20 protein-coding genes are annotated in these 21,762 nt (G+C 60.8%); 4 read left to right on the top strand and 16 right to left on the bottom strand.

Annotated features, from left to right (window positions below):
* Positions 1-201: 201 nt before the first annotated feature.
* From IB244_RS32020 to IB244_RS05430, 9 genes are all read right to left on the bottom strand, one after another.
* Positions 202-609 carry a DUF1254 domain-containing protein gene (locus tag IB244_RS32020; RefSeq protein ID WP_026371857.1) on the bottom strand — a complete coding sequence of 136 codons (408 nt, stop codon included), beginning with the start codon at positions 607-609 and terminating at the stop codon, positions 202-204.
* 67 nt (positions 610-676) lie between these two features.
* Positions 677-2,332 (bottom strand): arylsulfatase, encoded by a 1,656-nt coding sequence (locus tag IB244_RS05465; protein WP_018857873.1) that lies wholly within the window; start codon positions 2,330-2,332, stop codon positions 677-679.
* Positions 2,333-2,550: 218 nt separating this feature from the next.
* The gene (locus tag IB244_RS05460) at positions 2,551-3,327 is read right to left on the bottom strand and encodes a DUF4167 domain-containing protein (protein WP_113471543.1); all 777 of its coding nucleotides are present in this window, start codon (positions 3,325-3,327) and stop codon (positions 2,551-2,553) included.
* 344 nt (positions 3,328-3,671) lie between these two features.
* Complete coding sequence (gene prmC, locus IB244_RS05455) at positions 3,672-4,553, bottom strand: peptide chain release factor N(5)-glutamine methyltransferase (RefSeq protein WP_018857871.1); 882 nt, start codon at positions 4,551-4,553, stop codon at positions 3,672-3,674.
* Positions 4,550-5,629, bottom strand: a complete 1,080-nt coding sequence (gene prfA, locus IB244_RS05450) for a peptide chain release factor 1 (RefSeq protein WP_018857870.1) — start codon at positions 5,627-5,629, stop codon at positions 4,550-4,552. Before prfA ends, prmC begins: the two co-directional genes overlap by 4 nt.
* A 28-nt stretch (positions 5,630-5,657) precedes the next feature.
* Entirely contained in the window at positions 5,658-7,925 is a 2,268-nt protein-coding gene (gene ptsP, locus IB244_RS05445; protein WP_018857869.1) for a phosphoenolpyruvate--protein phosphotransferase, read from the bottom strand.
* 90 nt (positions 7,926-8,015) lie between these two features.
* Positions 8,016-9,290: an aspartate kinase gene (locus IB244_RS05440; RefSeq protein ID WP_018857868.1), complete on the bottom strand. Its 1,275-nt coding sequence runs from the start codon at positions 9,288-9,290 to the stop codon at positions 8,016-8,018.
* 318 nt (positions 9,291-9,608) lie between these two features.
* Positions 9,609-10,040, bottom strand: a complete 432-nt coding sequence (locus IB244_RS05435) for a MarR family transcriptional regulator (protein ID WP_018857867.1) — start codon at positions 10,038-10,040, stop codon at positions 9,609-9,611.
* A 19-nt stretch (positions 10,041-10,059) separates the two neighbouring features.
* Positions 10,060-10,509, bottom strand: a complete 450-nt coding sequence (locus tag IB244_RS05430) for a MarR family winged helix-turn-helix transcriptional regulator (protein WP_018857866.1) — start codon at positions 10,507-10,509, stop codon at positions 10,060-10,062.
* Between the two features lie 85 nt (positions 10,510-10,594).
* Between IB244_RS05430 and IB244_RS05425 the strand changes: the two genes are divergently transcribed.
* Positions 10,595-12,487: a chloride channel protein gene (locus IB244_RS05425; protein ID WP_192303289.1), complete on the top strand. Its 1,893-nt coding sequence runs from the start codon at positions 10,595-10,597 to the stop codon at positions 12,485-12,487.
* A gap of 132 nt (positions 12,488-12,619) precedes the next feature.
* Positions 12,620-14,827 (top strand): CHASE2 domain-containing protein, encoded by a 2,208-nt coding sequence (locus IB244_RS05420; protein WP_169681323.1) that lies wholly within the window; start codon positions 12,620-12,622, stop codon positions 14,825-14,827.
* A gap of 42 nt (positions 14,828-14,869) precedes the next feature.
* Here IB244_RS05420 and IB244_RS05415 read toward each other — a convergent pair whose 3' ends face one another.
* Positions 14,870-15,829, bottom strand: a complete 960-nt coding sequence (locus IB244_RS05415) for a FecR domain-containing protein (RefSeq protein WP_192303287.1) — start codon at positions 15,827-15,829, stop codon at positions 14,870-14,872.
* A 187-nt stretch (positions 15,830-16,016) separates the two neighbouring features.
* Here IB244_RS05415 and ubiG point away from each other — a divergent pair, with 187 nt between their 5' ends.
* Positions 16,017-16,763 carry a bifunctional 2-polyprenyl-6-hydroxyphenol methylase/3-demethylubiquinol 3-O-methyltransferase UbiG gene (gene ubiG / locus IB244_RS05410; protein ID WP_018857862.1) on the top strand — a complete coding sequence of 249 codons (747 nt, stop codon included), beginning with the start codon at positions 16,017-16,019 and terminating at the stop codon, positions 16,761-16,763.
* Positions 16,764-16,778: 15 nt separating this feature from the next.
* On the opposite strand, the gene IB244_RS05405 is transcribed toward ubiG, so the two are convergent.
* From IB244_RS05405 to IB244_RS05380, 6 genes are all read right to left on the bottom strand, one after another.
* Positions 16,779-17,654: an SDR family NAD(P)-dependent oxidoreductase gene (locus tag IB244_RS05405; RefSeq protein ID WP_113471538.1), complete on the bottom strand. Its 876-nt coding sequence runs from the start codon at positions 17,652-17,654 to the stop codon at positions 16,779-16,781.
* A complete protein-coding gene (locus tag IB244_RS05400; protein WP_192242063.1) occupies positions 17,651-18,436 on the bottom strand; it encodes a hypothetical protein in 786 nt (261 codons plus the stop codon). Before IB244_RS05400 ends, IB244_RS05405 begins: the two co-directional genes overlap by 4 nt.
* Before the next feature lie 10 nt (positions 18,437-18,446).
* Positions 18,447-19,034, bottom strand: a complete 588-nt coding sequence (locus IB244_RS05395) for a protein-S-isoprenylcysteine O-methyltransferase (RefSeq protein ID WP_026371855.1) — start codon at positions 19,032-19,034, stop codon at positions 18,447-18,449.
* A 68-nt stretch (positions 19,035-19,102) separates the two neighbouring features.
* A complete protein-coding gene (locus tag IB244_RS05390) occupies positions 19,103-19,681 on the bottom strand; it encodes a hypothetical protein (protein WP_018857858.1) in 579 nt (192 codons plus the stop codon).
* Positions 19,682-19,831: 150 nt separating this feature from the next.
* Positions 19,832-19,960 (bottom strand): hypothetical protein, encoded by a 129-nt coding sequence (locus tag IB244_RS05385; protein ID WP_037075964.1) that lies wholly within the window; start codon positions 19,958-19,960, stop codon positions 19,832-19,834.
* Positions 19,961-20,130: 170 nt separating this feature from the next.
* Positions 20,131-20,712, bottom strand: a complete 582-nt coding sequence (locus tag IB244_RS05380) for a L,D-transpeptidase (RefSeq protein ID WP_018857857.1) — start codon at positions 20,710-20,712, stop codon at positions 20,131-20,133.
* A gap of 294 nt (positions 20,713-21,006) precedes the next feature.
* Between IB244_RS05380 and IB244_RS05375 the strand changes: the two genes are divergently transcribed.
* Positions 21,007-21,762 (top strand): SDR family NAD(P)-dependent oxidoreductase, encoded by a 756-nt coding sequence (locus IB244_RS05375; RefSeq protein ID WP_018857856.1) that lies wholly within the window; start codon positions 21,007-21,009, stop codon positions 21,760-21,762.

The following is a 21,762-nucleotide window of genomic DNA, read 5'->3' as shown; positions in this document are numbered from 1 at the left end:
CGAACTGGGCAGCGTTGGGAGCCAGGCCGACCCACTCCCATTTGCGGTCCGGCCACGCAAAGCGGTCCGGCCGATCGCTATCGAACGCCGATACGAGAAGCTGGTCACGACCAACCTTCGCAGCTTTTTCGAGGATAGCTTTCGTACGGGCATCAGGTGCGAACGGCTTGCCCTTTTAGATACCGAGCGTCGCAAGAAGCCCTACATCGGTGTGAATTTCTCGACGAGGGGTTCCTCATCGATGATCCGCTGCAATACCTCCCAGAACTGGATGTTGTCCTCCCACTTGAGAGAGGTGCTGTCCATTGCCTTCTCGGTGGTGTCGACGATCGCGATTGGCTTCGGCTTGCTGGCCGTACTCAAAGGGTAGACCTTGATGGCGTGCAGCGCCTTCAGCGCCTTGTCCTGGTCGCCACCGACCGGCAGAGCGCGCACAGCAAGCAGAACTTTGTAGGTGGCCGACTTCCCGACATGGTAGCCCTTTGGCACCTTGCCCTTGTAGTCAGGCAGCAGGATGAGGTGCTTTCCACCCTTTCCGCCATCCGGGCCGGGGAGATTATGGTCGTTGATCAGGCCGATATAGGCGCCCGGCGGCAACTCAACCACCATCGGACCGTCCCTCTTTGGTGAGGACAGCCCGCGCCGTTTGGCCGGCGCGGGCTGTCGCGGTGTTTGCCTATTGCGGGGCAAGCCGCTCGAGTTCATTCAACCGCTTCAGTGCCGCTTGCTGGCGAAGCAGCCCGTAGTTGATGCCGCTGGCATTGAGCGAGCTGCCTTCCTGATACGGGAACTGGTCGAAGTCTGAGAAGAAGTCCTTGATCTTCCCCTGGATCGGAACGAGCAGCCACATGTTCCTTGCAAGGAACTCGATCGCTCCGCCACCGTCCTCCATGCCACGCTCGTAGGGGTCCATTCGCAGGTTGGCGATCATAGCCCATGCTGGGACTTCACGGGTGGCCGTGGCAATGTTGCCGTGGCTCGCGATGGCAAAGCTCAGCTTCCAGTCGTTCCAGCGAAGCGCATTGAGATTGCCGCCCTGATCGAAGTAGTAGACGACATCGCGCGGGCCGCTCTGAGCCTCACCCTTCAGGAAAGGCAAAAGATCATAGCCGTCCAGGTGAACCTTGAAATCCTTAGTCCCTGACTTGAACCCTGCCTTCATCTGCTCCTTGATGTCGGATATCCCGGCGGCGCTCGCGAATGTCGGCATCCAATCCATTAGCGTAACGATCTCATTCACCTCGGTCCCGGGTTTGACGACGCCCGGCCAGCGAACCATCATCGGAATGCGGAAGCCGCCCTCCCATGTCGTGCCCTTTTCACCGTGGAACGGCGTCTGGGCACCATCAGGCCACAAGGCAAGCTCGGCGCCGTTGTCGGTCGTGTAGAGAACGATAGTGTTGTCGGCGATGCCGAGCTGATCCAGCTGCTCGAGAAGCTGGCCGACGTGACCGTCGTGCTCCACCATACCGTCGGCATGAATGCCCTTGCCGGTTTTTCCAAGCGAGTCCGGCTTCAGATGGGTGAAGACGTGCATGCGGGTCGAGTTGAACCAGCAGAAGAACGGCTTGTCAGCTTTCGCTTGCCGATCGATGAAGTTCTTGGCGGCAGCCAGGAATTCCTCATCGACCGTCTCCATACGCTTCGTGTTGAGCGCACCGGTATCTTCGATCTTGCCGTCCGCAGTTGACTTGATCACGCCACGCGGACCGAACTGCCGGCGGAACGCCGGGTCCTTCGGGTAGAAGTAGCCTTCCGGCTCTTCCTCGGCGTTGAGGTGGTAGAGGTTGCCGAAGAACTCGTCGAAGCCATGCTTGGTCGGCAGGTGCTGGTCCTGGTCGCCGAGGTGGTTCTTGCCGAACTGGCCGGTCGCATAGCCCTGCGTCTTCAACACGTCGGCAATCGTCGGCATCCAGTCCTGAATGCCGTGCGGATCGCCGGGCATGCCGATCGTCAAGAGGCCGGTGCGGAATGGTTCTTGCCCGAGAATGAAGGAGGCGCGGCCCGCAGTGCAGCTCTGCTGGCCATAGGAATCGGTGAAGATTGCGCCTTCCCTGGCGATGCGGTCGATATTGGGCGTGCGATAGCCCATCAGCCCCATCGTGTAGGCGCTGATCTGCGGTATGCCGATGTCATCGCCGAAGATGACAAGAATATTCGGCTTCTTGCCGGATGGTGCCGCCGCCGTCTGCGCCTGGGCTGCTGCGGAACTCACCATGCTGGCGACCGTGGCGGCCCCGGCGGCAAGGGCTGTTGACCCTATCAGCAGATTACGGCGCGTGAGGTTGCTGGCGTCGGAGGAGGATGATCGTACGCTGTCGTCGCTGGCCATTTCGCGTGTCTCCCGTCAAACGTGAACTTTTGGAATGTTGTCTGGTGATGAGATGCATCGGCGCGAACCAAAGAGGCATAGCCACAGCGTAGACGTAAGTACGTTACGGTAAATGCACGACACTTTAACGGTCGGAGGCGAGACGGCGGCAGAAACGCAAAAGGCCGCTCCATAGAGCGGCCTTTTATCCATTAGCTCGGATCGTTGAAGCGATCCGGTTATTCCGAAGCGGCATCCGCCAAAACAGGCGCATCGCCGGAACCTTCACCCTCGGCCGGAGCCTCGCCTTCCGCAGCGCGGCGCGGACGACGCGGACGGCTACCGGCAGTGCGGCGACGCGGCTGACGCTCGCGCGGCTGGCCTGCAGCACTTTCCTCGTCCATCGAAACCTCTGCCGGAATACCTTCGATCTCCGGCTGCGGGCCGCTGCCATCGTTCACCTCGGGCTGCGGCGCTTCAGCTGCGACCGGGGCCGGCTGCTGTTCCTGGCGACGCGGCTGGCGGTCTTCGTTGCGGCGCGGCTGCTCGTCGTTGCGACGCTGCGACTGTTCTTCCGAACGGCGCTGCTGATGCTCGTGCTGGTGACGCGGTGGCTGGACGATGACAACATCGTCATTGTCGATGGCTTCGACATCGTCACCATCGCGCTCCGCACCTTCACTGAATTCGTTGCGGTCGTCGCGCTGGAAGCGCTCCTGCATCTGCGCCTGAGCGGCTGCAATGATGCGGTTATAGTGTTCGGCGTGCTGCAGGTAGTTTTCAGCGATAACGCGATCGCCCGAACTCTGCGCGTCGCGCGCAAGTTGTGCGTACTTTTCAGCGATATGCTGCGCGGTACCACGAATCTTAACGTCTGGGCCGGAGCTGTCGTAGGTCCGCGTCAACGGGTTGCCGCCCTTGCGGTTGAAATTGTTGTTATTGTTATTTCCGCCGCCGCCGCCGCCGTTGTTATTGCCACGCCCGCGACCGCGCTTGTTCTGCTGTCCTGGCCTCATAGATCGTTCACCTGAATTCTCTGTTTGTTGTGGAGTTATGGCACCAACGGCCGTGGCCGGTTCACCGGCTCAGAGCCCTCGTGCCGCAAGCATACTGCGCCTTCGCGCCAACCTGCCGCTTGTTCTCAAGTCAGTTTGACTGATTCACGCATTGGGTCGTATTCAACCTTTGAAGCTCTCGTTTAAAAGAGCGGACCCCCGAGGCCGAGTTAGTTTCGAACGTCTCACCGTTCTGTCCTATCTCTCCAACGCGTGGGGTCAACCTATATTGCTTCCCGTGGAAATCCAAGCCTTTTCTTCGCAATGACACCAATGTCCTGTTCAGTGCTTAAAGTCGTCGCGCATCACTTGAGCGCGAACACAAGCGCCCGGTCATTCTGGCCGTAATCCTTTACGGATTCCAGAAGCTTGAAGCCTTCAGCCTCGAAAACGTCTGTCACGTCGTTTCGCTGGTCGTAGCCGATCTCAAGTCCCACAACGCCGTTCGGCTTTATGAACCTTGCCGCATCCTTGGCGATGGTTCTGTAGGCGTCAAGCCCATCCCGGCCGCCATCCAGTGCGGCATGGGGATCAAATTTCGTCACTTCGGGAGCGAGAGTGTGAACGACCTTAGAAGCGATATAGGGCGGATTTGAGACAATCGCGTGAAACGAGCCGTGGATATTCTGAAACCAACTGGATTGAATGGTTTCGAAGCGATCCTGCAATCCGTTTCTTTCCGCGTTTGATTTCGCCGTCTTCAATGCATCGGCCGATATATCGCTGCCGACGCCTGACGCTTCCGGACATTCGCTCAACAGAGCAAGGCATATCGCCCCGGTTCCGGTTCCTAGGTCCAGAATATGGATATGGCCCTCGGTATTTGCAAGGTCGCGCAGATAAGGAAGCATCGTATCGACGAGAATTTCCGTATCAGGCCGTGGCTCAAGGGTTTCCGCAGACAAAGACAGCGGCAGGCCATAGAATTCCCGTTCGCCGAGAATGCGGTGAACAGGCTCATGCGCCAGCCGGCGTTCGATGGCTTGCTCGATCATTGCCATCTGCTCTGTGCTGACGGTTTCGCCGCCACGTGTTACGATGGCGGTCGTCGAAAGTCCAAGCAGCCCTGCGACGAGCATACGGGCATCAGCCGAAGCACTGTCGACACCGGCTTCAGTGAAACGACGGCGAGCCTCGGCCAGCATTTGGGAAACCGTAGCCTCGGCCTGTTTCCCGCTCATGCTCATTGCTGCTCGCCGAGTTGCGCCAACTGGCTTGCCTGATAGTCGGCCATCAGCGCGTCGACCACCTCGTCTATCTCGCCGATCATCATCCGGTCGAGCTTGTAGAGTGTCAGATTGATCCGGTGGTCCGTCACCCGCCCCTGTGGGAAGTTGTAGGTGCGGATGCGTTCGGAGCGATCGCCGGAACCGACCTGGCTCTTGCGATCGGCGGAACGCTCGCTTTCGGCCCGTTGACGCTCGGCGTCGTAGAGACGCGAACGCAGAACCTGCATCGCCTTGGCGCGGTTCTGATGCTGCGATTTCTCGGAACTGGTGACGACGATGCCGGTCGGCAGATGGGTGATGCGCACCGCTGAGTCGGTGGTGTTGACGTGCTGGCCGCCAGCGCCGGATGAGCGCATCGTATCGATGCGGATGTCTTCTGGCCGGATCTCGATGTCGATTTCCTCCGCCTCCGGCAGAACCGCGACGGTCGCGGCCGAAGTGTGGATGCGACCGCCGGCTTCCGTTTCCGGCACGCGCTGGACACGGTGAACACCGGATTCAAACTTCAGCTTGGCAAATACGCCCTTGCCGGTGATGGTCGCGATGATTTCCTTGAAGCCGCCCGCCTCGCCTTCGCTCGACGACAGGACTTCGACCTTCCAGCCGTGGGCGGCTGCATAGCGCTCATACATCCGGAACAAATCACCAGCAAAGAGTGCGGCTTCCGAACCGCCGGTGCCAGCGCGGATTTCCAAAATAGCGCTCTTCTCGTCTGCTGCATCCTTCGGCAGCAGCAAGATCTGGATTTCCTGCTCCAGCGCCTCCAGCCGCTCCTTCACCTCGGGCAGCTCCAGTTCGGCCAGATCGCGCATCTCACGGTCCACCGACTTGTCGTTCAGCAGGGTTTCGAGGTCCGCAAGCTCGGCAATTGCCTTCTCGAAGGCGCGGATCTTCGTGACGACGGGCTGCAACTCGGAATATTCGGAGGCGAGCTTGACGTAGACGTCAGCCGAGGGGCCAGCCGACATGCGCGCTTCGATCTCGCCAAAACGGCGTTCCAGCTCGCGCATCTTTTCAACGGGAAGCTTCGCCACCCTTCACTCCGATTCTGCTTGTCTTGACCTAAAGAGGAATATTGTGAGCTTCCGCGAAGTGGGCAAGCACATCGCGGATCGAAGTCGCCGACTTGGTGTCGTCAAGCGCCTCGTTCATCACCTTCGCCAGCGTCTCAACCTCGAGACCGAGCAGCATCGCCTTGACCGGACCGATCGATGCTGGCGACATCGAAACCGAACGGAAGCCTATGCCGAGAAGCGCCATCGCCGAGATTGGCTTGCCGGCAAGCTCGCCGCACAAGGTCACGGGCGTGTTGTTGCGCTCGCCTGCCCGCACGATGTCGCGCAGGATCCTAAGGAACGGTTTGCCAAGCGGATCGAAGCGGTCGGACACGCGCGCATTGCCGCGATCGACCGCCATCGAAAACTGGAAGAGGTCATTCGACCCGACCGAGACGAAATCGACCGCCGACATCAGCTCGTCGAGCTGCCAGAGCAGCGCCGGCACCTCCAGCATCGCCCCGAACTGCAGCTTGCGCGGCAGGCCGTGGCCGAAGCGCGAAAGGTGCTGAACCTCCTTCTGCAGCAGTTCTCGCACGGCGGCGATCTCGGAAACCTCGGTTACCATTGGCACCATCAGCTTCAGCTCGATGCCGGCCGCCGCCTTCAGCATGGCGCGCAGCTGCGTGCGCAGCAGGCCCGGACGATCGAGCGAAAGGCGGATTGCCCGCCAGCCGAGCGCCGGATTTTCTTCCTCATGGCCACGGAAATAGGGAACGACCTTGTCGCCGCCGATATCAAGCGTGCGGAATGTCACAACTCGTCCGGCCGCCTGCTTCAGCACATTGCGATAAAACAGCTCCTGCTCTTCCGCCTTCGGCATGTTGGAGGCGATCATGAACTGCAGCTCGGTGCGGAACAGGCCAATGCCTTCAGCACCCGAGTCCGAAAGCTGCGGCAAATCGACCAGCAGCCCGGCGTTCATCATCAACGATACGCGCTGGCCGTCCCTGGTGCGCGACTCGACCGAGCGCAGCGCCCGGAACTGCTCCTGGCGGCGGGCGCGGAACCGTACCTTTTCCTCGTAGGAGCGCTGATGCTCCGGCATGGGGCGAAGGTGCACATGCCCGCCATCGCCGTCGATGATGACGGCATCGCCGTTTTCGGCGAGCGCCACCACGCCAGCGGCCTGGCCGATCACAGGAATGCCCATGGCACGCGCGACGATCACCACATGGCTCGTCACCGCACCTTCTTCCAGCACGAGCCCGCGCACATTGGCACGCGGATAGTCCAACAACTCAGCCGCACCCATGGCACGCGCCAGGATGATGGCGTCGCTTGGGAAACCGTCCCCCGCTGTGCGGCCGGTATAGCCGGTCAACTGCCGCAGCAGGCGGTTCGCGAGATCTTCGAAATCGTGCATCCGTTCCCGCAGATAGGGATCGGTCATGCGGATCATGCGCGCCTTGGTGTCGCTCTGCACCTTCTCGACGGCGGCTTCCGCGGTCAAACCGTTACGGATTGCTTCCTCGAGCTTGCGCACCCAGCCCTGGTCATGGGCGAACATGCGATAGGTTTCGAGAACCTCGCGGTGCTCGCCCTCCATCGAAACGTCGCGCTGCGACAGAAGGTCATCGATCGAGATGCGGAGCGACCCTAGCGCCTCGCCCAGGCGGCGGATTTCCTTCTCGGAATCCTCATTCAAAAGGTTGGTGACGACGATACGCGGCTCATGCAGCACGACGTAGCCGAGGCCGATGCCTTCATTATAGGTGTCGCCGTCGATGGTCACCGAACGCGTCAGGTCGAGTTCGAGCCCGGGCTTGGTGATCTTCTTGAGTTCGCCGGTGGCGATCATCTCGGCAAGCACCATCGCGGTCGTCTCGAGCGCTTCGAGCTCTTCTTCGCGGTAGGTGCGGCTCGCCTTGTTCTGCACGACCAAAACGCCGAGCGAGCGGCCGGTGCGCAGGATCGGCACGCCGAGGAACGAATGGTAGATCTCTTCGCCGGTTTCCGGCAGGTAGCGGAACGCCGGGTGCGATTGCGCGTCGGAGAGATTGAGAGGCTGCGCCGATGCCGCGATCGTACCGACCAGACCTTGTCCCATCTTGAGCTGGGACAGGTGGACCGCTTCCTTCTTCAGACCTTCGGTTGCATAGAGCTCGAGAACGCCGTCAGCGCGCAGCACATAGACGGAGCAAACCTCCGCCACCATGTTGCCTGCAATCTGGCGAACGATCCGATCGAGACGCTCCTGCGGCTCCAGCGGCTCCGCCATCAACTCGCGCAGCCGCTTGAGCAGCACGCGCGGACCGCCGGAAAGGTCTCTCATTGCGTCTCAAGCTCCAAAACAAACATCAAAGCCTCGCGGCCGACAGCCGCGTGACTTCACAACTTGAACGCGCGGCAGACTCGTTCAGAATCAGTTCTTATCGAGACCGTAGCAGGAATGCAAAGTCCTGACAGCGAGTTCCGCATAAGGACCATCAATCAGGATCGAAATTTTGATCTCAGAGGTGGTGATCGCCTTGATGTTGATGCCCTTGTCGGCCAGCGCCTTGAAAGCGGTGGCGGCAACGCCGGCGTGGCTGCGCATGCCGATACCGATGACCGACACTTTCACCAGGCCCGCTTCGTTCTGAACGACGTCGTACCCGATCTTTTCCTTGTTCTCGCCGAGAACCTTGATCGCCTTGTCGACATCACCCGAAGGAACCGTGAAGGTCATGTCGGTCTTCGAGCCGTCTTCCGAGATGTTCTGGACGATCATGTCGACATTGATGTGGCTTTCGGCCAGCGGTCCGAAGATCGCAGCGGAAACGCCCGGCCGGTCGGCAAGACGGCGAAGCGAGATCTGAGCCTCATCCTTGGCATAGGCGATGCCGGTGACTACTTCCTGTTCCACGATTTCATCCTCGTCACAAATCAGCGTTCCGGGCGGATTCAAGAAGTCACCCATGCCCGGAGCATCGGGATCTTCGAAAGAGGAGCGCACGAAGGTACGGACCTTGTGCACCATGGCAAGCTCGACGGAGCGAACCTGCAGAACCTTGGCGCCGAGCGACGCCATTTCGAGCATTTCCTCGAAGGCGATCTTCTTCAGGCGGCGTGCCTGCGGCACGATGCGCGGATCGGTCGTGTAGACGCCGTCAACGTCGGTATAGATATCGCAGCGATCGGCCTTGACCGCAGCCGCGATCGCAACTGCCGACGTATCGGAGCCGCCGCGGCCGAGCGTCGCGATGCGGTTGTCGGGCCCAAGACCCTGGAAGCCGGCGATGACGGCAACCTGCCCCTCGCCCATACGCTTGATGATGTCGGAGCCATCGATATCGAGGATGCGGGCGGCGCCATGGGCGTTGTCGGTACGGATCGGGATCTGCCAACCCTGCCAAGAGCGGGCATTGATATCCATCGCCTGCAGCGCGATCGCGAGCAAGCCGGAGGTCACCTGCTCGCCCGATGCAACAACGGCATCATATTCGCGCGCATCGTAAAAAGGTGAATTGGCGCCGACGACCTTTGGCGTGCCTTGCACCCACCCGACCAGCTCGTTGGTCTTGCCGGACATGGCGGAGACGACCACCGCCACTTCGTGGCCGGCGTCGACTTCACGTTTCACATGGCGGGCAACGTTCTTGATGCGGTCCAGATCAGCGACGGACGTTCCGCCGAATTTCATTACGATGCGTGCCATATGCCTCTACCACGACCTAGCGCCGAGAGAGACCAAAGCCAGACCCGGCATCACGAACCCTGCATGGAGCCGCATGGCCGAAGAGCCCGGAATTGGGAGTTTCTGGAACCCTTCTAGAGCCTTGCACCCCAAGGGCCCAAGTTGCCGCGTCTCTTAGCGAGTTTGTTGGGGGGTGGCAAGGTGTGGAAAGGAGAATGCGACACCCTGGAACTGGCGGGTAAAAGTGGCAGCTGCCACCCCGGCTAGGCCTCCTCAGCCTCGAGGGCGTTGGGCAGCGCAGCAGAGGAGAGAAATCTGCCGGAGGTCTGAGACTTCCCTTCAACGCTCGATTTCGTCCTGCAGCTTCCTGAGGATGTCAATCAGCTGCGGCGCCATCTCCCGGATTTCCGTCAGATGGATAGCAGTTAGGCGCTTCAACACACGCTCTGCCTTGTCGGTGAGCTCCAATGTCTGCCGGCGCTTGTCGTTCGGATCCGTGCGACGCGACACGTAGCCGGCTGTGACCAGACGTCCAACGAGCTCCGTTGCCGAATGGGGCGCGATCAGCAGCCGTTCAGCAAGCATTCCGATCGTCATCGAGTCTTCGCCGCGATGGCCCTTGATCGACAGCAATGCCTGATGCTGTTGCGTTGGGAGCCCCTCCTCTTGTGCCGCGGACGTGCTGAAATCCATGAAGCGGCGCAAGGTGTAGCGCAGATTGGACAAGGCCTCGTAGTCGGCGTCGGTCAGTCGTTCTCCGGGTGTCCTCAATGCAGATCCCTCGTGGCCATCATTGCATCCATGCGGCGACTTCCATTCTTCGATGATCCTGGAGCACGCGCAACGCCAGCATGAGTTCGGGAGCCATCTCCCGGATCTCGTAAAGATGCGCAGGCGTCAGCCGTCGCAATATCTCTTCCGCCTTGTCTGTCAACCGCACAATAGTCCGGCGCCTCTGCTTCACTTCGATAGTGACATAGCCACGTCCCTCAAGCGAGCGCGTAAGTTCGGCTGCAGATGCAGCCGGGACGAAGAGTCGCGCCGCCAAGGTTGAAACGCTCATCTGTTCTCCGCTTCCCAGTCCCTTGATCGCGAGTAGTGCCTGATGCTGTTGCGGCGATAGACCGAGCTTCTCCGCCGCCTTGGTGCTGAATTGGCGAAATTTTCGAATTCTGTACCTCAGGTTGGCCAACGCGGCATAGTCAACATCCGATAAGCTGCCGTTTTTGCCCGACACCATTTCTGCCTCCAGATCTGCTTGTTGATTTATATCGTATCACGATATATTTGCAACGTCGAACAGAAGCGTTTCAACGGGATCCTCCATGTACGAGCAATCGACCCCTCACCGGCCACATGACTTTACCGGCGGCCTCTCGCGGCGCGAGGCCGGGGACTTTACGACGGACAAACGCGTTCTCGCGCTGGTCGGCATGGCCGTGGTGGTCGGCTCCGGCGGTGCGTTCGCCGCCTGGGTCCTGGTGAGCCTGATTTCGCTGGTCACCAGTCTCGTGTGGTTCGGGCGTTTCAGTATTGCCGCCACCTCGCTTGCTGATGCACCGCGCTCCGTATGGATGGTTGCCATTCCCATCCTTGGCAGCCTTGTTATCGGGCTGATGGCCCGCTTCGGATCCAAGAAGATCCGCGGTCACGGCATCCCCGAGGCAATCGAGACGATCCTGATTGGTGGCAGCCGGATGTCGCCGAAGGTGGCGATTCTCAAGCCGCTCTCGTCGGCGATCTCCATCGGCACCGGCGGACCTTTTGGCGCCGAAGGGCCGATCATCATGACGGGCGGCGCCATCGGATCGCTCTTCGCGCAATGCTTCCACTTGAGCTCGGCCGAGCGCAAGACGCTCCTCGTCGCGGGTGCGGCCGCCGGCATGACCGCAATCTTCGGTTCACCGATTGCCGCAGTCATGCTCGCCGTAGAATTGCTGCTCTTCGAATGGAAGCCCAGAAGCTTCATCCCCGTTGCCATCGCGGCCTGCGTGTCGATCTGCTGGCGCCCCTTCCTGTTCCAGGCCGGCCCTCTTTTTCCCAAGCAATTTCACATGGACCTTCCCTGGTGGGGCATCGCGCTCTGCGCTGCGATGGGGATTATTGCGGGGCTGCAATCCGGCCTGTTGACGACGATGCTCTACAAGATCGAAGATCTCTTCGAGGCCCTGCCGATCCATTGGATGTGGTGCCCGGCGATTGGCGGGTTGATCATCGGCCTCGGCGGCTTGATCGAGCCTCGCGCCCTCGGAGTCGGCTACGACATCATCGAAGGATTGCTGAACAGCACTCTTCTGCCGTCGGCCGTGTTGGCGGTCCTGCTTGTGAAAGCATTCATCTGGCTTGTGGCGCTGTCATCGGGCACATCCGGTGGCGTACTCGCGCCGCTGCTGATCTTCGGAGGAGCCCTCGGATGGCTGGTCGGCCTGGTGCTTCCCGGCGACCCGGGATTCTGGGCCTTGCTGGGCATGGCCGCAATGATAGGAGGAACGATGCGCGCACCGCTGACGGGCACGTTCTTTGCCGTCGAACTCACCGGCGACGTTTCGATGCTGGTACCCCTCCTGGCGGCCACGGTAGCAGCCTACGTGGTGACCGTTCTCCTTCTTCGCCGGTCGATCCTCACCGAAAAGATCGCACGGCGCGGCCAACACATCACGCGAGAATACGGCATTGATCCCTTCGAATTGACGCGTGCGCGCGAGATCATGATCAAGGAGGTCGACACGCTTGCAGCAAGCATGACAGTCGGCGATGCCTGCGCCTTCTTCGCGACGCCTGCAAGAACGCACCGGGTTTATCCGGTCGTTGACGGCAGCGGTGTCCTCAAGGGACTGGTCTCCGGTAGCGATGCGTTGCGATGGCAGGACGCAGCCGCGTTTTCCGACCAACGTCTCGACGACATGGTGTCCGACGCATCTATCCCCGCGGCACATCCTGACGATACGGTCGGATATGTCGCTGACCTGATGTTGTCGACTGGCTCCGGCCGCATCCCGATCGTGGATCCACAGACCGCCAAGCTTCATGGCTTGATTGCGCGGAAGGACCTACTGCGCCTTCGAAGCACGCTGCGAGCGACGGAGACCGAGCGAAGGCCTTTTCTTGGGCCGCGCAGAGCAAATGACGAGCGCATGCTGACGTTGGAGAATTCAGAGGCTGCAGCTTCGCAGACCAACAACCCGCATCGCCTGGGCAAGGAGTTTCCGACCGACTGAACAGCGTCGCTGATTTGCTCGAAAGGCGCAGTTGCATCGCGCGGTGGAAACAGGCAGCCTAGTCGCGCCCGGAAATGCGCCTCCTTTATCGCCGGCGCCACTTGGTTCCAGGCCCGAGGGCTCCGATTGCATATGACGCGTGCGCAGCAAATCGGCGTTATTATTGGCCTCGCCATCGTCGTGGCGTTCACGATGCTGCGGGCAAGCGATCCACCACTGCTGCGGCAAATCCGCGACGTCACATTTGATGAATATCAGCGGATCTCACCGCGCGCCTTTGAGCCGACACCGGTCCGCATCATCGATATCGACGAGGCCTCGCTCAAGGAATTCGGCCAGTGGCCCTGGCCGCGCGACCGGCTGGCGCTTCTCGTGGAGCGCCTGTCCGATCTGGGAGCCGCCGCGATCGCCTTCGATGTGCTGTTTGCAGAACCGGACCGTCTCTCGCCGCGCACTGTCATGCGCGATGTCGCCGGCGTCGACCCGACGTTGCTGAGGCGACTACCCGACAATGACGAGCTTTTCGCCCAAGCGATCGCCGGACGCCCCGTGGTGCTCGGCTTCGGCCTGACGACGGAGGGTAACTATCGGCCACCGGTCAAAGCAGGCTTCGCTTTCACCGGCGAGAGCCCCGTCAACGCGCCGCCCCGGCTCGACGCAGCGACACCGGTACGCCCGCAATTGCAGCTCAATGCGACAGGTCTCGGCCACATCAGCCTCAATCCCGGCAATCCCTCCGCTGTCGTACGCAAGGTCCCGCTCTTTCTGACGGATGGGGAGCAGCTCTATCCGAATCTGGCGATCGAGGCGCTGCGTGTCGCCCAGGGCGCTTCGACCTATGTGTTGGCAGCCGCCCCCGAGGCTCCCGATACACTGACATCGGTCAAGATCGGTGAGTTCGTCATACCGGTGACTGCGAGCGGTGAGTTGTGGCTGTATATCAGTCCTGATGTCCCGCAACGCTATATCTCCGCCGGCAAGATCCTGGCGCCACAAGGCGTCGATCCGCAGGTCGCTGCCGCCATCGAAGGAAGCATCGTCTTTGTCGGCACATCCTCCGCTGGTCTGCAGGATATCCGCACGACGGCGCTCGGCCAGAACGTCCCTGGTGTTTCCATGCATGCCCAAACCGTCGAACAGATCCTGACCGGCCACTTTCTCTCACGGCCCGATTGGGCGGATGGACTGGAAATTCTTGCGATTGCCATCCTGGGTACGCTCCTGGTGGTGCTGACGACCTTCGTCAGCCCGGCTGTGGCGCTTGCCTGCGGCCTATGCCTGACGGCATTGGCGCTTGCGGCCTCCTGGTTTGCCTTTTCCGCCTGGGGCCTGTTGCTCGATCCGCTCGCGCCGATCATTGCCGGCTCAATCACCCATTTCGCCGCCACCTCATTCCGCATCCTCGTTATCGACCGCGAGCGGCGCGCAGTCCGCCGTGCCTTCGGGCAGTATCTCTCACCCTCGCTGCTCTTTCGGATCGAGCACAGCCGCGATGCGATGCGGCTCGGCGGCGACGACCGCGAACTGACGGTGATGTTCGTCGACGTGCGCGGCTTCACCGAACTCAGCGAACGACTGCAGCCAGCCGAAGTCGTCCGCTTCCTGAATACGCTGCTCGATGCGTTGAGCCGCCACGTGACGGCCAATGAAGGGACGCTCGACAAATTCATCGGCGACTCGATCATGGCCTTCTGGAACGCCCCGGTGGACGTCAAAAATCATCCTGCCAAGGCAGTCCGCGCCGCCCTTGCCATGCGTGAGACGCTCGCTTCGCTCAACGCATCCGATGCTTTCGGCTTCGGCCCGGAGTATCAGGTCGGTATCGGCGTCGGCATTCACACCGGACTTGCCTGCGTCGGCAACATGGGGGCCGAAACACGCTTCAACTATTCCGCCGTCGGCGACGCCGTCAACGTCGCGGCGCGCATCGAATCCGCCTGCAAGGAAGTTGGCTTCGACATTCTCGTCTCGGAAACCACGGCTGGCGAACTGGCGCATTTCGCACTCCTCGACGCCGGCCTGCTCGGACTGAAAGGCAAGAGCAGCCGGGCGCGCCTCTATGCCGTTGTCGGTGGCGAGCACGTTCGCGGTTCAAGTGCATTTGCCGAGATGCATCGCATTCATACGGAGCTTGTCGCCGCGCTCCGCGCCCATTCGGCGGAGACACGCAAGCTGCTCAATATCGCCAAGCTCAAGTCAGCCGAGCTAACCGCGACCCTGCCCCAATTCTATAGCCGCCTCGGGCGCCGGGCGGACCACTTCCGCGACAGTCCCGGCAATGACGATGACGGTATTGGCGCGGCTCTGCCGCATGAAACCAAGCTTCACCTCGAACCCTGATTGCGGCTCTTACGACCACGACCCATCGCGATCGTGGTCTCATCATCGCCAATTGCGCCCACGGTCGCGGTCAAAAGGGCCTCGACCGAAGTGATCCCAACCGCGATGGTGATCCCAGTCGTGATGGTGGTCACGGTCGTGGTGGTGATGGTGATCAGGCTTGTCCGGCTTGTCGGGTGGATCCGGCGTGTCCGGGGGCTGTTGCGGTGTCTGCGGCAATTGGGACGGTTGAGGTGCCTGTGGCGCCTGCTGCGGCGCCTGGGGTGCCTGCGGCGCCGGCCGCTCCTGCCGCTGCGGCCGGGGCCGGTCCTGACGGTCCTGGCGCAGGGACGCCAGCCCGCAACTGGTGCGAATGCCGCCGAGCGCGCCCGAAAGCTGCTGATCGCCGGACAGGAAGGGCAACGCTCGCGGATTACTCAGTGTCTGCAGCGTGCTGCGATCGACCTTGCTCGGATCCGTCATTCGGCCGCCGCGGGTTGCGACCACGCAGTCGCATTGCTGACGCAACTGCTTGCAGCCCCCTGGGCCGCAGAAACTTGCGGCACCGTTCAACAACACGATCGCCGTCGTACCGTTCGGGCCGACGTAGAAATCGAACGCCGTTCCGCGCACCCCGATCGTGCCGGCCGGAGTTACAATCGAGTAGGCCGACGAGGCTGAATTGCCGCTGATCCAGCGGAACGTGCCTTTCGCCGCCTTGATCGAAAGCCTCTTCACGGAGGCCGAATCGTCATAAACGAACTTGTCGATCACGACCGTCGACCCCGCACCGACAGCCAGTTTGGTGCCATCCTTGAAGATGAATTGTCCAAGGCCGGACTGCGATGTGCGGATGCGCTCGTCCTTATGGACGGGGGATCGCACAACCAGCGGGCCGGTCTCGCCTGAAACCTCGGTTCGAATCAGTGTTGCCTGCCCAACCGGCTCGGCGGAGAAAGCCTGCAGCGGACCGAATAAAGCAAAGAAGACACCTGCAGCGACAGCACCACAGAAGCGAGACATGGTCGACCCCCGATAAACTGTCAGTATATTAGCATATTGTTAACTTTAACGTCTTCTCATCTTCTTGGTGTAGGGAGTACGGCTTTCGCCTTCACCGGGAGTTGCTTGCGCACCACGCCCGCGGTCAGCTCTTGACTTCCTCACAGCTTCGTCCGACTTCACTCAGAACGAATGCGAGGACAAAAGCATGAGCGAAGCGGCAAAAAGCACGATCGACCAGGAAGAGGTGGACCGCTTTTCGGCGATGGCGGCCGAATGGTGGAGCCCCACCGGTAAATTCAAGCCACTGCACAAGTTCAACCCCGTGCGGCTCGCCTATATTCGCGATAAGGCAGCGGAAAACTTCGGCCGCGACGTTCGTTCCCCAAGGCCGCTAGAGGGTCTTCGCGTCCTCGACATTGGCTGCGGTGGCGGTTTGCTCTCGGAGCCGGTGGCCCGCATGGGTGCCAGCGTCGTCGGTGCAGATCCATCGGAAAAGAACATCGGCATCGCTTCGACCCATGCGAAAGCCTCAGGCGTATCCGTCGATTACCGTGCCGTCACGGCCGAACAGCTTGCAGAGGCCGGCGAAACCTTCGACATCGTTCTCAACATGGAGGTCGTGGAACACGTCGCCGACGTCGATTTCTTCCTGGGCACCTGCGCAAAGATGGTTCGCCCGGGTGGCTTGATGTTCGTCGCAACGATCAACCGGACGATGAAGGCCGCCGCGCTCGCCATCTTTGCGGCAGAAAATATCCTGCGGTGGCTGCCGCGCGGCACTCATCAATATGAGAAGCTGGTCCGTCCCGAAGAGATCGAAAAGCCGGTTGCGGACAATGGCCTTTCGATCATCGATCGCACGGGCGTCTTCTTCAATCCGCTGTCAAACCAGTGGAATCTGTCGAAGGACATGGATGTGAACTACATGATGCTGGCGAAACGCCCTGGCTAATAGAGGTCGCGAGGGTCAGACCCCTCGACGCGCCTGTCTCGAGCCACAGCACTCCTTGAAAGGCTTGCCCGAGCCGCATGGACACAGGTCGCGACTGCGCCGTTGCAGGCGACCGATCAAGGGCACCTTCACGGCCGATGGCAGCGACGATGCCACGAAGGCGACCAGCTTCGCCGAAAGGCTTGGAATCACCAGACGGCGTCCGGCTTTGAACCCGCGCCAGGCGCGCTCGGCCACATAGTCCGAGCTGAGCTTGGGCAGGATCTTGAACAGAGCCGCCCGACCAGCACCAGACCGCTCCAGAAACTCCGTCGCAACGGGCCCAGGCGCAACGCAGGTAACCGTCACGCCGGTTGATCTGACCTCTTGATGCAGCGCCTCCGAGAAGGAGCGGACGAAGGCCTTGCTGGCGTAGTACAGCGCCATGTTCGGACCCGGCGTGAAACCTGCTATGGAGCCGAGATTGAGCACGCCGCCGCGGCCACGCGCCACCATACCCGGCAGGAAGTGCAGGGTCAGGTCAGTGAGTGCCCGGATGTTAAGGTCGACCATGCCAAGCTGGTCGGCAATCGGCAGTGTCGTTGCCGCACCGCGCAAACCATAGCCGGCGCTGTTGACCAGCACCTCGCAAACAAGGCCGTTGGCCGTAAGGAAGTCCTTCAGCCGCGCCGATGCGTCGGCCGCAAGCAGGTCGAGCGAGAGGGTGAATGCTGGGCCGCCTGCCGTTTTCACATCATCCGCAGCCGCCTCCAGTCCATCCAGCGACCGCGCAACGAGGACGACCGTCGCACCTTCTCGGGCCGCCACCTTGGCAATCGCCCGGCCGATGCCACGGGACCCACCGACCACGACGACGGCGGGGCGCAATGCTTCACGCTGTTCGTCTGTCATGGTGCCATCCCCGACACCGCCTCATCGGGGATCGCTTCGCCTGAAGCCATCCCGCGGACTTCGTCGGCAATCGCCCCATTCAGGATACTTTCGAAGCGAACGAGCGCACGGGCAACGTTCGCGCCATCCATGACCCGGTGATCATAGTGGATGCGCACGGTGACCGTTCCGTCTTCGGAGATCGGGCCATAATTGAAAATGGTGGTCAGCGGCGTTAGAGGGTTCAACGACTCCGCCCCCAGGCCCGAATAGACCGACAGCTGGAATGTGCCGAAGCGCCGTCCGCGCTGACGGCCAAGGTTCAGCCCAAGCCACATCAGGAGCCATCGGATCGGGCCGGGTGCGCGCGCAAATTTCAGCGCCCTGCGGAATTCCTTGATCTCATGGATCGGCTTTGATCTGGCTGCAAGAAAATGTCCCTCGATCTCGGCAATGGACCGATGCTCCGGATCCTTGATCGTGCTCAGCAGAACGATTCGCTCGCCCTCCTGCTCGCGCTCATGCGCAACGGAGGCGACACTGACCGGATATTCGTAGAGTTGCGGCCGGGGCAGCTTGACATAGGCACGCCGCAACTCCGCCACGTCCTGGCTGAGAAGGGCATAGCCCTTCAGGAACAACACCGTCCAGGACGTCTTGCTCTGCTGCGCCATCCTCGCTTGCTGTAGCGGCGCGAGATTCATCTGCCGCTGCACCGTGACGCGCGGCACGCCGATCGAGAACCGCATCAGGTCTCCGACCAGACGTCGTGATGGCGAAAGCTTGACGGCGCGTCCCCGCATCCTGCGTCCTCTAGTAGATGTAGGGGATAATTCGCTTCGTCCGGTCCATGTAGGCGCGGTACTCGGGACCGAAAATCTCCAGCATCATCCGCTCCTCCTTGTCTACCCGCAAAAAGAACAGGACTGCGAAGCCGATCAGGCCCGCCAGCCCAACGACCCAATTCGCGAGCAGAAAGGCCTGGCCAAGCGCCATCAGCAGAAAGGAGGTGTACATCGGATGGCGGACGAGCGCGTAGGGGCCGTGGGAAATCAGCTCGTGTTTCTCGCGGATCTGCAGCGTGATCGACCAGTTGCGGCCAAGCGCCTTGTGCGTCCTGCGGAAGACCCACATGGCCGTGAAAAACAATAGAGCACCGAGAATCACTGCCCACAGATGAGCAGGGTAGTCGGCGGCTGCTGGCTTTCCGGTTGCGACGTAGAAGCCTGGAATAAAGGCAAGCCCTATCAACGCAGCCGTAAGACCCGCCGCCTCCACACCGGAGCGCCGGTCGCTGACGACCCTCGTGCGCCTCGCGCGGCGTTCCGAAGGATAGCGAATGGCATACCAGGCGATGATGCCAAGCACCCACACGATTTTGCCAATGAGAGTGACGCTCAATTCAGATCACCGGAGCCCTTCTACGCCTGCCATCTATGGTGCCGAACGACCCGACGGCTCGCTCCGCATCACGTATTCATCTCTCGGAGCTTTGTAATGAACTCTTGCGGACGAAGCCAGATGCTAGGCGTCTTGTATCCCATGGAACTTGCGATCTCGCCGACGAAATTGTTGCAATTGTCGACGGTGGCCTGCCACATCTTCGATTTGGCCTGCAGGTCACGAATGTAAGCGACGGTCTTGTTGTACTCCGCTTCGGTGAGCAGGATGCGCCAGCTTGCCGAACGATAGGCTTCTTCAAGATCGCCATCCGTGGCCCCGGTCGACGCCGGAACGGGGATGAAATGCCCGAGTACGTAAGGCGCGGCGTCGGGAGAAGCCGGCGCAAGCCCGGCGACCTGCGGATTGATCATTCCGCCAGCCTTGTTCAGGCGTCCGAACACCGCATAGGTATGGCCATAGGTCAGCGCATAGCGTGAACGGAATTCGATGAAATACTGCCCCTCGCGCTGGGAGGCTTTAGCGACTTGTGCACCGCTGGCGTTCGAGGTGTACCTCGGTTGCGGTGGCTTGTCGTCAGATTGGCAGGATGTGAGCGCGAGCGCGGTGAGAATCAGGAGGGATAGGTGGCCTTTAGCAAGCGTCATGCTACGCTTCATCTCCGAGATCGAAGAGCACAGACACCCAAACAGAAATGCCAGCCTAGGGTTGCGCATTTGCGCATTAGGCAGCCTGGCTCCGACAACGATTTGGGGGAGGGGCCACAAAGTCCCTCCCCCTTACTCAAAAGTCAGATGTTACTTGGTGATCGGGGCTTCTGCCACCGGTGGCGGGGCTTTGCCCTTGCCCTTACCAACTGCTCCGCAAGCCGTCAGGCTCGAAACGGAAAACAAAGCAACAAGGCACATGATTAGGATTCTGCTCATCAAGTAGTTCCTCTCCGTTAGCATGGAATAGGTTATCGAAGGCAACGATTCTACTAATAGCGGTAAATTAGCGACAAGCCAAGTGCAGAAAGGGCACACCTAGCCGTCGCGTCGCACAGGCGACGCGCAAAGCTAACAGAGGGTGGCAATATCGATACAAAATGTAAGTATCATACGACCAAAACGCCGGTCCCAATGGGCGCCCGGCTGTAGAGGTGAACGATGTCTTCATTGGTCATGCGGATGCAACCATTCGACACGGCCTGTCCGATCAGCCAGGGCTCGTTCGTTCCGTGGATCCGGAAATAGGTATCCCGCCCGCCTTGGTAAAGATAAAGCGCCGCGGCGCCCAGAGGGTTGTTTTCCCCTCCGGGAACGCCCCCAGCATACTGCGCCAAACGCGGCTTGCGTTCGATCATGCTCGCGGTCGGCGTCCACGATGGCCACTCGGCCTTCCGCCCGACAACGGCATTGCCCTTCAGAGTAAGACCTTCCTCGCCGACTGCCACGCCATAGCGTGTCGCGCGGCCTTCGTCCTCAACGTAGTAGAGGTAACGTTCGTAGGTGTTGACGACGATACTGCCCGGCGCCTCGCCGCCCGAATATGCAACCTCACGCCGCCGGTTGCGGTAGCTGACGCCATTCGAAGAAAAGGGAGACCCTATCGGCCAACTCGCCGTGGTGCATCCAGAGGTCATCAATGCCACACAGCCCAAGACTAGGCCACGGCGCGTAATATGGTCGTTATCCATCGTTACCTGCTGATTATGGTGAGCCCTATCGCTTTCCTTTAGCATCCTGTTGTATTCAGGCCAAGTCATCGGTGGACCGCTCAAGCGCTCTTCTGTGCAGAAACCTCCCTGTCGTTGTATAAGTTCTTCATAATGTCGCCGTGTCGGAGGGCGCCTCTTGCGGCAATGGGCGCCGCGAAGCTAGGTTGAGACGCTTCGCGCCGCGGCGCCGGCGCGTTTCGCGGGGCTTCCGGGAGGTTGGCAGCTGTTCGCGTTTGAATTGACCTTGTCGCAGGGGAGCGATAGCAAATAACGATGAATCTTGGTTTCGAAGGAAAAGTAGCGATCGTCACCGGCGCCGGCTCAGGCATTGGCGCGGCCATCTCCCGTCAGTTGGCCGAGGAGGGCGCGGAAGTTGTCGTCGCCGATATCAATGTGGAAGCAGCGGAGCGGGTTGCAACGGAGATTCGCGAAAAAGGAGGCAAATCTCGCCATTTTGCGGTCGACGTGACCGATGCTGCAGCTGTTGAAAAGCTGGTCAAAACGGTCGCCGAAACCTGCGGCGGCCTCCATCTTGCGGTCAACAATGCCGGCGTCGACGGCGTGCGCAGGGCGACGGGAGATTATCCGCTCGACAACTGGCACAAGCTGATGGACGTCAACCTCAACAGCGTTTTCTACTGCATGAAATACGAGATCGGAGCGATGCTGGCCCGCGGCGGCGGTGCGATCGTCAATGTATCCTCCGTGCTCGGTGCCGTCGCACTGCCGATCGCATGCGCCTATACGGCGGCTAAACACGGCGTCGTGGGACTGACAAAGGCGGCGGCGATAGAATATGCCCGCCTGGGAATCCGCATCAATGCGGTCGGTCCCGGCTGGATTGAGACACCACTCTCATCGGAACATCGTGATATTGCGAGCAGCCGTCGCATGGAAGCACTGCAGCCGATGGGCCGGCGCGGCACGCCCGAAGAAGTGGCAGCTCTCGTCTGTTTCTTATTGTCGGAGCAGGCAAGCTTCATCACCGGCAGCTACCATCTCGTGGATGGCGCCTACAGCGCGCACTAG

Source organism: Rhizobium sp. RHZ02 (genome assembly GCF_014851575.1).
Taxonomy (GTDB): domain Bacteria; phylum Pseudomonadota; class Alphaproteobacteria; order Rhizobiales; family Rhizobiaceae; genus Rhizobium; species Rhizobium altiplani.
This window is presented reverse-complemented; position numbering and strand designations above follow the sequence as displayed.